Source organism: Spiroplasma endosymbiont of Andrena trimmerana (assembly GCF_964019575.1).
Lineage (GTDB): Bacteria > Bacillota_I > Bacilli_A > Mycoplasmatales > VBWQ01 > Spiroplasma_E.
The window spans coordinates 1,560,362-1,572,596 of record NZ_OZ026455.1; the positions used below are offsets into that span (position 1 = coordinate 1,560,362).

Genomic DNA, 12,235 nt, shown 5'->3' on the forward strand with positions numbered 1-12,235 from the left:
TTCCTCTTCCATTATTAATTTTCATCAAAAAGTTTTTTTCTTCTTGCAATTGCTTGTGTTTTTTTAATTTTCTTAATTGATGCTTTAATGTGTTGTTTTCTTGTTTCTTTTTTTATTGCTTCTAAATCTTTATTAAATTTTTTCTTATAACCAGGAGTTACATTTTTATTTTTTTTAAAGCGATTAATAACATATTGCTCTTCTTTATTTCTTTCTATTTTTCGTTTATGAGCAATGATGTTGTCATTAGTAATTTCTGGTAGTAACTTATTATCTTTAATTTTATAGTATTCTATTGGAACGTTTAAATTTTTTAACTTATGAATAGTAGAATTATCACTCTTATCATAAAATACATAAGAAATACCTGAATAGTTAGCTCGTCCTGTTCGCCCTGCTCGATGAAAATAATATTCTAGATTATTTGTCGGTAATTGTAAAGAGATAACATGAGATACCCCTTCAATATCAATACCACGTGCTGCGATATCTGAACAAACAACATATTGATATTCAAAATTTTTAATACGTTTAAAAGTTTGAGAACGTTCTCGTGCTGGTAATCCACCATGTAAGATTGCTACTTTTTTATTTTCTTCAATTAAGACGTTTGCAATTTCTTCAATATTTTCTTTGTTATTAACAAAAATTAAACATAAATAAGGATCAAACATTGTTAATAATGATTGTAGTTGTTTTTTACTATCTTGATGATGACGATTAATAAAAATATGTTGAATTTTTTGAGATTTGTTATCAATACTAATTGTAGTAGCATTAGTAATATATTTTTTTAATCAAGTAACTAGTTGGGGTAATATTGTTGCTGAAAAAGTCATAATTTGAGTATTTTTATTCATTTTAGTAATTAAAAAATCTAAATCTTCCATGAATCCCATATCAAATAACATATCACATTCATCAATAACTAAAGTGTTAGTAGTAGTAATTGCTAACATATTAAGTTCATATAAACGTTTTAATCTAGTTGGAGTGCCAATTACAATTTGTGGTTGATTATTACTTAAATTATTACTTTGACGAATAATATCTTTGCCACCCACTAAACAAGCAATGCTAATATTTTGATCTTTGATTAAAGCTTTTAAAAAATTGAACGTTTGTTGAGCAAGTTCACGAGTAGGTGTAATAATAACTGCTTGTGTTACTTTTAAAGTAACATTACAATTATTTAAAATTGGAATTAAATAAGTATGAGTTTTACCACTACCAGTAGCACTTTTAATAATTAAGTTTTTATTAGTTAATGCTAAAGGAATGATTTTGGTTTGGACTGGTGTTGGATTAATTAGTTTTTCTTTTTTTAAATTTTCAATTAGTCATGGTTGTAAATTAAATTGTTGAAATGACATACGTTCACCTTTTTCTTTAATGCAATATTAATATTTTATCTTATTTTTACTAAGTTCTTTAAAAAATAAGATAAAAAACTTTATTAAAAGTAATAATAATTACTATTTTAATGTTTAAGATTATTAATTTTCAAAAAATAAAAAAATACATCAGTAATTTATACAACTAATTGTTTATCTAAATTTCTAATCTAATAAAAATAAAATGTCAATAGATTATTTTTAATCATGTAAAATTAACTTAGAAAAGAGGTTTGTAATTTATGTCAGAAGAAGATGAAGAAGAAAAGAAAAAGAAGAAGAAATCAACAAAAATTATTGCTGGTCTTATCGGCTCTGTAGCTTTAATTGGAGCCACCATTGCTGGTGGTATGACAGCTATTGCTGAAACAGAAGGAGAAAAAGAAGAAGAAGAGGAAGAAAAAAATAAAAAAAAATCAAATGGTTCGATCTCTAAACAATCATCAATTAGTGATAATAAACGAATTTTAGCAGTAATTTTAAAAAGCAAAACAAATTTGCAATTAAAAACTGAAGACAAATTGAAAATGACAAGTCCAGAAACTGTAAAGGAGGTTATTAAAGAGAGACTAATTGAAAGTAATCCACAATCAAATTTAATAAAAGAAAAAATTATTTTAGGTAATTTAAAATATAATAATATGAACATTAAACCAACTACTTTAACAGTTGAAATGACTTATGATGACCCTTTAGTTATTGGAAGTGTAATTTTAAATGTAATTTATCCAAAATAAAAGATAAGAAGAACTTGTTTATAAAATGACGCAAATTTATATATTAAGAAAATTTAGGGGGTTATTTATATGCAAAATAATTTAAATATAATGTTTTTAGTTAATTGATCAGATTTTTCAATAAAGGACTGAATAATCATAGGATTATCAATATTATTAATAATAACTTTTATTTTTATTTTAGTTATTTTTCTTTTTAAAAGAAAAAGATTTAAGTTTAAAATAAACAATATTATAAGTGATAATTTAGTAAAAATAGGTAAAAATAATTATAAATTTTCAAGTAGAAATGCTTTTATACTCTTTAATGAAATTAAATCAATAATTTTAGATAAGCGTTATAAGTATTTTTATAAATTTAAAAAGAGATATAAAGATGGTAGTTTAAATAATGAACTTTTTGATATAGTTCAAAAATATTATTTAAAAAATGAAAAAGAATTAAAGAAAAAACCAAAACCTTTATTTGAAAATAAAAAAAATGATAAACCCAGTGATGCTGTTAATAAAAAAGATGATAAAAAAGTTAAATTTGTTTTTGATGATCAAGAAATGACAGTAAAAATTGAAGAAGATAAATAAAACTACTCAACTGAGTAGTTTTATTTATTTATAACTATTTTTTATCTTTTAAAAATATGTATAAAAATTTAACACCAAATATTCTAGATATTATGATATAATTCTTTAAACTTAATTTAAGTTTTCAACTCATTATTTTATTTTTTAAAGTATATGGGTTTTTTATTTTTTTGAAAGGAAGATTAAAAGATATGTATAGTAAAGTTAAAAAAATAAAAAGTATATATAAATTAATTGCTGAAATTAAAGAAGAAATAAAACTTCCAGAAGGATTTGAAGAAAGAAAAATGTACCATGCTTGAGTACAAGAACCACTTTGCAATGTTTTAGATACCACTTGATATCATGAAATTGATATAAAAATTCAAAATATTGAAAAGAGATTAAAAAATAATATTAATAAAACTAGTTTAAAAGAAATCAAAATAGAATTGGAAAAAATAGCTGAGTTATACTTGTAAGTGCAAGTAAATAAAATTGCAAAAAATTCTCATATAAAAATTTCATAATGCTAAATTTAGTTTAGAAAAAAGTAAGGAGTTTTTATATGAGTTATAAACATCTTGGCATAGATGAAAGAATTTATATTGAGAATCAATTGAAATTTAAATTTAAAATTAGTGAAATAGCTAAAAATCTTAATCGAAGTATTAGTACAATTAATTATGTCTTATTAACAAACCAATTAGGGGAGAAAGTAATATGAGTAACAAAAATAATGATATTAAAAATGAAATAATACAATTAAGAAACCAAATTAAACAATGAAATTATGAATATCATGTTTTAGATAAACCTACTGTTAGTGACGAACTTTATGATAGCGCCTATCATAGATTAATAAAATTAGAAGAACAATATCCCCAATTTAATAGTAATGATTCTCCAACTAAAACTGTTGGTAATAAACCACTTAATTCTTTAACAAAAATTTTTCACCAACAACCAATGCTAAGTTTGGGTAATGCCTTTAACTATGAAGATTTACTAAAATTTGATCAACAAATTAAAAAAACATTATCAGAAAATAACATTGAATATGTTTGTGAGCTAAAAATTGATGGTCTATCAATTTCTATAACTTATGAAAAAGGAAAAATAAAAACTGCTGCTACCAGAGGTGATGGTATTGCTGGTGAAGACATTACCAATAATATTTTGACAATTAAAACAATACCAAAAACAATACCAATTAATTCTAAATTAGAAGTAAGAGGAGAAATATATTTAAGTAAAGAAGAATTTAATCGCATTAATGAAAAACAACAACAACAAAACTTACCACTCTTTGCTAATCCTCGCAATGCTGCAGCCGGTACTATTCGCCAACTTGATATTAATATTGTTAATTCAAGAAAATTAGATGGTTTTCTTTACTATTATATTAATGCTACTAATGAGAATATTAAAACCCATGAACAAGCATTATTTACCTTACAAAAATATGGTTTCAAAATTAATGAACAATGACAGTTATGTAAAAATATTGAAGAAGTATGAACTTATATTCAAAAATATGAAAAGTTAAGAAATACATTACCATATGAAATTGATGGTATTGTCATTAAAATTAATGATCTAACCAGTTATGATATGTTAGGAAGAACTAATAAGGCACCAAAATGAGCAATAGCTTATAAATTTCCTGCTGTTACTAGTGTTACTAAGCTTTTAGATATATTTCCAACTGTTGGTAGAACAGGAAAAATAACCTATAATGCTAGATTACAACCAGTGATAATTGCTGGTACTACCGTTACTTTTGCCACACTTCATAATGGTGATTATATTATTAATCGTGATTTACGTATTAATGATTTAGTAAGTGTTAAAAAAGCGGGTGATATTATTCCAGAAGTAATTGCCCCAATTATTAGTAATCGTCAAATAAACAATATTATTTTTAAAAAAGCTATCCATTGTCCAGTGTGTAAAACAAAATTGGAACAAGTTCCGCCAGAAGTTGATCAATTTTGCATTAATAGTGATTGTCCATCACGAATTCTTAAATCATTAATGCACTTCTGTTCAAGAAATGCTATGGATATTATTGGTTTAAATGAAAAAATATTATTACGTTTTTTAGATTTAAAATGAATTAAAACTATTAGTGATATTTACAATTTAGTTAATTTACGAAAACAAATACTATCATTACCACGTTTTGGTGAAAAATCTTTCACTAATCTTGCTAATTCAATTATTCTATCAAAACAAAATTCCTTAGAAAGACTTTTATTCGGTTTGGGAATTCGCCATGTTGGCCAAAAAACAGCAATTATTCTTGCAAAAAAATATTTAACTTTAAATAACTTAATGGAAGCAACCTTTGATGATCTAGCTAATACTAATGAAATTGGTCCAACAATTGCTACTAGTGTTATTGATTATTTCCTTAATCCTACTAATCAACAACTAATTACTAACTTGCAAAACTTTAAACTTAACTTTAATTATTTACAAAAAAACCAATCACAAGTATTGAATGGTAAAACTTTTGTCTTAACAGGAACTTTAACTAAAAGTCGTAACGAATTCATTCAATTATTAAATAACTATGGTGCTAAAATTACCAATACTATTAGTAATAATACTTCTTATTTAATTGTTGGAGAAAATCCAGGAAATAAATTAGCACAAGCACGCAAACTTAATGTTAAAATTATTAATGAAGAGCAATTACAAAATTTATTGAAAGAGGTAGCAAAAAATGGATAAAATTGAAAAGAAAATGACAACAAAAATGCTACATGAATTTGCTAACGAACTTATGTTCAATTTAAGCGAAGAACAATGTGAAAATCTTTTACTAGAATTTAAAGCTATTGAAAAACAAATGGAAATTGTGACAAATATTAATACAAATGATATTGAACCTTTAAATTACCCATTTCCTATTATTAATAATTTATTACGTTCCGATAATGTTGGAACTCATTTAACATCTAAAACTGTTTTAAATATTGCTCCAGAAGTTGAAAATAATTACATTAGTATTAATCAGGTGATTAATCATGAAAATTAATTACCACCAACTTTCAATTCGTCAACTTCATGAATTATTAAAAACAAAAATACTTACTCCAGATCAATTAACTAAATTAGTATACAAACGATTAGAACAATTCAAAAAATTAAATGCTGTTGTTACTTCACTGGAACAAAATGCCATTAAACAAACAAAATCAATTACTGAACAAGAAATTAATGATAATTTATTAGCAGCAATTCCATTTGTAATGAAAGATAATATTGCTACTATTAATTTCTTAACAACAGGTTCATCAAAAATTCTTGCTAATTTTATTCCTAATTATGACAGTACTGTTAATATGTTATTAACAAATAATAAAGCCATTAATATAGCTAAAACTGCTCTTGATGAACTAGGAATGGGTGGAGATGGTTTATATGCAGCTACTGGTCATGTCTTAAACCCTTGGAATTTAAAACATATCACTGGTGGTAGTTCTAGTGGCAGTGCAGCTTTAGTCGCTGCTGGAATTGTACCATTTGCTTTAGGAACAGATACTGGTGATTCAATACGTAAACCTGCCGCTTATTGTGGTATTGTTGGTTTTAAACCAACATATGGTTTAATTTCAAGAAATGGTGTTTTTCCTTATGCTCCAAGTTTAGACACAGTTGGTATATTTACTAATCATGTCGAAGATATTGCCATTGTCTTGGATAGTATTGCTTTATTTGATGAACAAGACTTTACTAGTGTTCAAAGTAAAGAAAAAGATTATACTCAAAACTTAAATCAAAATATAGAAGGTAAAAATATTGCTATTTTAAATTATAATGATTATCAGTGAAATGATATAGTTAAATCTAGTTTTGATGAAGCAATAAAGCATTTAACTGATGGTGGTGCAAAAGTTCAACAAATTGAATTTAATAAAGAATTATTACAATCTTTATTACCAGTTTATATGATTATTTCTTTTGCTGAAGCAACTAGTTGCCACGCAAATCTAACTGGTATTAATTTTGGTGTTCGTAAAAATGGTAAAAATTATCAAGAAGTTATGACAAATTCACGAACATTTGGTTTCGGTGATATGGTAAAACGCAGATACATTATTGGTGCATATGCTTTATCTGAAAATCATCAAGAAGAATTATTTAACAAAGCTAAAAAAGTAAGAAGATTAATTGTTGAACATTTAAATACTATCTTTAAAAAATATGATGCTTTCATTATTATGCCAAATATTAATCCAGCTCCAAAAATTAAAGATGTATTAGAACAAAAAAAAGTTATTAAAAGTGAACATGATTATTTAGAAGACTTACTACTACTTTCTAATTTAAATGGTGGACCAAGCATTAATATTCCATTAACTACTGTTAATGGTTTACCGATTGGTTTTAATATTAATGGTGCACCTTTCAATGATCAAGTTATATTGAATATTGCTTCATTTTTAAGTAAAAAAATTAATTTTAATAATAAACTACTAGGTGATGATCATGAATAATAAATATGATGTTGTAATGGGTATTGAAATCCACTGTGAATTAAAAACTAAAACTAAATGTTTTTCCAACGCCGCCAATACTTTTGGTCAAAAACCAAATACTCAAATTAATGCCATTGATTGCGGATATCCAGGAACATTACCAACAGTTAATCAAGCTGTTATTATAATGGCAATTCAAACATGTACTGCTTTAAAAATGAATATTGATCCACTCTTACGTTTTGATCGAAAAAGTTATTTTTATCCCGATTTACCTAAAGGTTATCAAATCACACAATTTTTTCATCCAATTGGCACAAATGGTGAATTACCAATAGTTGTAAATAATGAAGAATTTATTGTTAGTTTTGAACGCTTACATATTGAAGAAGATACAGCAAAACAAATTCATAATAATAAAAAAACATTATTAGACTATAATCGAGCGGGAATTCCCTTATTGGAAATTGTTACTAAGCCAATTTTTAACACAAGTGAACAAGTAGTAGCATATATTAATACTCTACGTCAATTATTAATTCATTTACAAGTTAGTGATGCTAAAATGAATGAAGGCTCATTACGATGTGATATTAATATATCGGTAAAACCACATGGTAGTGATATTTTAGGTACCAAAGTTGAAATTAAAAACTTAAATTCTACACATAATATTACTTTAGCAATAAATGATGAAATTAATCGTCAAACTAATATTTTAAATAAAAAACAAAAAATTAATCTTGAAACTAGAAGATTTGATGAAAAAACTAATAAAACCGTTAGCATGCGTAGCAAAGAAAATAAAATTGATTATAAATATTTTCCTGAACCAAATATTTTTCCAATTCAACTAGATGAAAAATGAATCAAAATGATTGCTAAAAATCTTCCTGAATTGCCTAAAGAAATAATGGAAAGATTAAAAAAACAATATAATCTACCAACAAAAGATATTAATTTATTAATTGACAAAGTAGAAATATTAACTATTTTTGAACAAACAGTTGCCATTAATAATTTAGCATTACCTACCTTTAATTATTTAGTAGGTCCTGTGCAAGCTTATTGTAATACTAATAACACTACTATTAAAAACAGCGAACTTACTGCTAATAATCTATCACAATTAGTTAGTCTGGTTTATGAGCAAAAAATTAATGATAAACAAAGTAAACAGTTATTAAATGCAATTATGATTAATAGTGAAAAAAGCCCTACCGATCTTATTAGAACATTAGGTATTACTTTAGTAAGTGATAGTAATGATTTAGAAAAAATATTAATCACAATTTTAAAAGCAAATGAAAACATGATTACTATTTATAAAGTCAATCCAGAAAAAGCAATGAAATTTTTTATGGGTCAATTAATGAAACTAACTAAAGGACAAGCAAATCCACAAGTTTCTAAAGAAATATTAAAAAAATTGATTGAAAACTATAATTAGTTTCAATCAATTTTTAATTAAGAATTTTTATATTATACTTTGAATATTTTTATTATCAATTTTATATACTAATATTTTATTTAAAATCTACATTTTCAATTAAATTTCCTTAAATTACTAAATCATCATTTGTCTTATTAACAATTAATGAATATTTTAATAAAATATTTATTTTTATTCTTTTAAGTAACTTTCTTAATTTTAATTAAAATTACTTGTTGGTCTTAAAAATTGTAATGACATTGTTAAATTATTAACTAATGTTTTATTTGTCAATTCTGGTTTATTTAATTGGATAGTTATTGTTTGATTATTAATATTTCTTTGATTCAAATTTGATTCATTATTTTTTTGTTGTAATGTTTGCATTTGAACATGTAATTCATATTGCTTAATTTCTAAATTAGTAATTTGTTTTTCTAAAGATGCTATTTTAAAATTTGCTTTTTTTGGTATTTCTAAAAGAACTTTAAAATTAGTAAGTTTATTATTTTGATAATCAGCTTTTAATTCTTTTTCTAATTTATCTTTAATATTTTCTTTTAATTTTGTCTTTTGATTTTCTATCAAGATATTTTTTTGTTTTAACTTCTGCTGTTGTTTTTGTAAAATTTTATGTCCCTATCAAAAATTTCTTTTCATAAAAGTTTTATTTTACTATTAAAATAAGATCTAAATCTTAATACTTTCAATAAAATTTTCTTTAAATGTTTTTTAGAAAAATCATCTTTTTCAATTTGTTTATTAATAAATAAATTTAATACTTTTATTTTTTTGAAATGCTGAGTTATACTTGTAAGTGCAAGTAAATAAAATTGCAAAAAATTCTCATATAAAAATTTCATAATGCTAAATTTAGTTTAGAAAAAAGTAAGGAGTTTTTATATGAGTTATAAACATCTTGGCATAGATGAAAGAATTTATATTGAGAATCAATTGAAATTTAAATTTAAAATTAGTGAAATAGCTAAAAATCTTAATCGAAGTATTAGTACTATTATTCGAGAAATTAATAGAAATAAAGATAATAATCATTATTTTTCATTAATTGCACAAAATAAAGCTGAAAATCGAAAACAATCACATATTAGTTTTCATAAGTTTAAAAATAAGAATTTAGTAAAATATGTACAACAAAAATTACTATTAGGTTGATCACCTGAACAAATTTATGGCAGAATTAAAAATTTTCATAAAGAATGAGTTATTAGTTTTAAAACAATTTATACTTGAATTTATTTTGGAATGCTTGATAAAGTTACTAGTAAAAATTTAAGAAGAAAAGGTAAAAAACGAAAATCTAAAGAAAATCGTGGCAAGTTTAATGGTAAATCAATTAAAGAACGAGATATAAATGTTAATGATCGTATAACACTTGGTCATTGAGAAGGAGATACTATAGTATCATCACGAGGTAAAAGCAAATCATGTTTAATAACTTTAGTTGAAAGAGTATCACGATTTACTTTAGCAATATTAGTTAAAAACAGAACTACTAAAGTTATTAATAAAAATGTCAGTTATTATTTATCAATTCTTCCTAAAAACATTGTTAAAACTATTACTTTTGATCGTGGCAAAGAATTTTCAAATTGACAACAACTTGAAAAAAATTTAGATGTAAAAATTTATTTTGCCAATCCATATTCACCTTGACAAAGAGGTACTAATGAAAATACTAATGGTTTAATTAGAGAAAAATTTCCTAAAAAATTTATTTTTTCAAAAACTAATAAAAATGAAGTTCATAAATTTATATTGTCTTTAAATCAAAAACCGAGAAAAATACTAAATTATCTTTCACCAATCGAATATTTGGATAGAAAAATAATTTAGTTGCACTTACCTTTACAATTTAGCAAATAAATAAATTTTCCTTAATTTAGTAAATTATTAAATATTAATAGAATTTACTTATACTTTTGATATTTTTTCCTTTTAAATACTATTACTAATTACTTTACCATTGACATTAGAAAATATCTTATTTTCTGACATGTCTAAAATGATATCAATAATCTCGGGCGTTTTAGGTACCTCTGGTCTTTCAAACATATTAGTTTCAATGTTATTAATACCATTAGATAAATCTTTAACGTTAAATATATCTGCCTTGTGTACTATTTCTTGTTCTTCATTACTTTGAGTTACTGGCATTGGTACGATGTTAGAAAGCATTATCTTATCATCAACTTTTTGCTTTACTATTACTGTCGCATATTTTGTTTTAATGTCTTTTGAATTTTTGCAAATTTGAGTATCATCTCACTCTATAGGAATTTGAATATGTTCTCTCATTTTTTCTTTATTTTTTTGACATCATCTGTAATAATATTCTCGTTTTCTTGCTTTCACTTCTGACTTTTGATTATATTCTCGTTTTCTTGCTTTCACTTCAGGCCTTTGATCATATTTTAATTTTTTAGTTCCAACCTCAGGTTTTTGGTTATGTTTCCGTATTCTTTCTTTGCTGAAATTTTTTTTGATTAATTTGAATTATTTCAAAAATTTGTTCTATTTTTTTAATTAGTACTTTCTTATTTTTTTCCATTGTATACATAATATTTTCCTTTCAAAAAATAAAAAACCTATTTACTTTAAAAAATAAAGCAATCGGTTAAAAACTTATATTTAAATTAAAATATATAAATTTTATTACAATGATAATACATTAATATTTCTAAAAATAAAAAACAATTTTCTTATAATTAATTTTTTTTATTAGTGTTTTTTTCTTTCTTAACTTCCTTTTTCTTTAATTTTTTATTTTTTTTCTTTTTCTTATTTCTTCTGAATCAATTTCAAAATGAACGCTTTTTCTTTACCGCTTTAATAATAGTAGGCTCAAATATTTTATTAGTATCACCAATTGAAAAATCATTACAAACAGAATTAATATTTTCATTAGAACTAATAAATAATAGTTCATCATTTAACATTAATATTTCATTTCTACTAGGAATAATAACTTTACCATGACGTTTAATTGCAACTAAGTTAATTTTATAATTGCTAGGAATTTTTAAAGTTTCTAGTTTTTTATTTGTAAACTTAGTATTTTTAACAATTACATTAGCTATTGAGTACTTTTCATCAACTGTAGTTAAATCTACTCCTAATTTTCAAATAGCACGATATGCAGCTTTCTTACCAGCTTCTGTTTCAGATAAAATAATATTAGTAATACCAATTGCTTCTAAAATTAGTTGGTGAGTACTATCAACAGCTTTAGCAATAAGATTAAGTGATGATAATGTATTGTGTTCACGATGAATTGCTAAAACATGAACAGCAGTAACAATTGAAGCTGCTAAATCAGAACCAATAGCAATAATAATATTTTGCACTTTGTGAATTCCGGCATCATCTAATGCATCACGATTAGTTGAATCTAAAATTAAAGTTTCAGAAGCTATTGATGAAACTAATTGACAACGGTCTTCTCTTTTATCAATAGCTAATGTAACTTTACCTAATTCTTCTAAAGTTTTAACAACTGAAATTCCGAATTTACCTAAACCAATGACACAAAAATCATTTTCTGATGAAGACATCTATTTAAATCCTTCTTCCTTAAATAATATTTACTTAAATATGTTATAT

At 23.9% G+C, this 12,235-nt stretch carries 14 protein-coding genes; 9 read left to right on the plus strand and 5 right to left on the minus strand.

Features of this window, described 5'->3' with window-relative positions; all coding sequences use genetic code 4:
* Positions 1-14: 14 nt before the first annotated feature.
* Positions 15-1,373 (minus strand): DEAD/DEAH box helicase, encoded by a 1,359-nt coding sequence (locus tag AACL03_RS09235; RefSeq protein ID WP_339040114.1) that lies wholly within the window; start codon positions 1,371-1,373, stop codon positions 15-17.
* Between the two features lie 263 nt (positions 1,374-1,636).
* Between AACL03_RS09235 and AACL03_RS09240 the strand changes: the two genes are divergently transcribed.
* The 8 genes from AACL03_RS09240 (at position 1,637) to gatB (ending at position 8,632) form a co-directional block, all read left to right on the plus strand.
* Positions 1,637-2,131: a hypothetical protein gene (locus AACL03_RS09240; RefSeq protein ID WP_339040115.1), complete on the plus strand. Its 495-nt coding sequence runs from the start codon at positions 1,637-1,639 to the stop codon at positions 2,129-2,131.
* Between the two features lie 69 nt (positions 2,132-2,200).
* Complete coding sequence (locus AACL03_RS09245; protein ID WP_339040116.1) at positions 2,201-2,713, plus strand: hypothetical protein; 513 nt, start codon at positions 2,201-2,203, stop codon at positions 2,711-2,713.
* 191 nt (positions 2,714-2,904) lie between these two features.
* Positions 2,905-3,174: a hypothetical protein gene (locus AACL03_RS09250; protein ID WP_339040117.1), complete on the plus strand. Its 270-nt coding sequence runs from the start codon at positions 2,905-2,907 to the stop codon at positions 3,172-3,174.
* A gap of 86 nt (positions 3,175-3,260) precedes the next feature.
* Positions 3,261-3,452: a helix-turn-helix domain-containing protein gene (locus AACL03_RS09255; RefSeq protein ID WP_339040118.1), complete on the plus strand. Its 192-nt coding sequence runs from the start codon at positions 3,261-3,263 to the stop codon at positions 3,450-3,452.
* Positions 3,416-5,431 (plus strand): NAD-dependent DNA ligase LigA, encoded by a 2,016-nt coding sequence (ligA, locus tag AACL03_RS09260; protein WP_339040119.1) that lies wholly within the window; start codon positions 3,416-3,418, stop codon positions 5,429-5,431. Before AACL03_RS09255 ends, ligA begins: the two co-directional genes overlap by 37 nt.
* Positions 5,424-5,738: an Asp-tRNA(Asn)/Glu-tRNA(Gln) amidotransferase subunit GatC gene (gene gatC / locus AACL03_RS09265; protein WP_338959780.1), complete on the plus strand. Its 315-nt coding sequence runs from the start codon at positions 5,424-5,426 to the stop codon at positions 5,736-5,738. Before ligA ends, gatC begins: the two co-directional genes overlap by 8 nt.
* The gene (locus AACL03_RS09270) at positions 5,728-7,200 is read left to right on the plus strand and encodes an amidase family protein (RefSeq protein ID WP_252319184.1); all 1,473 of its coding nucleotides are present in this window, start codon (positions 5,728-5,730) and stop codon (positions 7,198-7,200) included. The genes gatC and AACL03_RS09270 overlap by 11 nt, the downstream gene beginning before the upstream one ends.
* Positions 7,193-8,632, plus strand: coding sequence for an Asp-tRNA(Asn)/Glu-tRNA(Gln) amidotransferase subunit GatB (gatB, locus tag AACL03_RS09275; RefSeq protein ID WP_338959774.1), 1,440 nt, complete (start codon positions 7,193-7,195; stop codon positions 8,630-8,632). Before AACL03_RS09270 ends, gatB begins: the two co-directional genes overlap by 8 nt.
* A 201-nt stretch (positions 8,633-8,833) precedes the next feature.
* Here gatB and AACL03_RS09280 read toward each other — a convergent pair whose 3' ends face one another.
* Both AACL03_RS09280 and AACL03_RS09285 read right to left on the minus strand, forming a co-directional pair.
* Positions 8,834-9,202 (minus strand): hypothetical protein, encoded by a 369-nt coding sequence (locus tag AACL03_RS09280; RefSeq protein ID WP_339040120.1) that lies wholly within the window; start codon positions 9,200-9,202, stop codon positions 8,834-8,836.
* 14 nt (positions 9,203-9,216) lie between these two features.
* Positions 9,217-9,477, minus strand: coding sequence for a hypothetical protein (locus AACL03_RS09285; RefSeq protein ID WP_339040121.1), 261 nt, complete (start codon positions 9,475-9,477; stop codon positions 9,217-9,219).
* A gap of 40 nt (positions 9,478-9,517) precedes the next feature.
* Between AACL03_RS09285 and AACL03_RS09290 the strand changes: the two genes are divergently transcribed.
* Entirely contained in the window at positions 9,518-10,468 is a 951-nt protein-coding gene (locus tag AACL03_RS09290; protein WP_339038665.1) for an IS30 family transposase, read from the plus strand.
* Between the two features lie 102 nt (positions 10,469-10,570).
* Here the strand turns inward: AACL03_RS09290 and AACL03_RS09295 are convergent, their stop codons facing one another.
* Positions 10,571-11,026: a hypothetical protein gene (locus tag AACL03_RS09295; RefSeq protein ID WP_339040122.1), complete on the minus strand. Its 456-nt coding sequence runs from the start codon at positions 11,024-11,026 to the stop codon at positions 10,571-10,573.
* A 314-nt stretch (positions 11,027-11,340) separates the two neighbouring features.
* Positions 11,341-12,186 (minus strand): TrkA family potassium uptake protein, encoded by an 846-nt coding sequence (locus AACL03_RS09300; RefSeq protein WP_338959763.1) that lies wholly within the window; start codon positions 12,184-12,186, stop codon positions 11,341-11,343.
* Between the last annotated feature and the right edge of the window lie 49 nt (positions 12,187-12,235).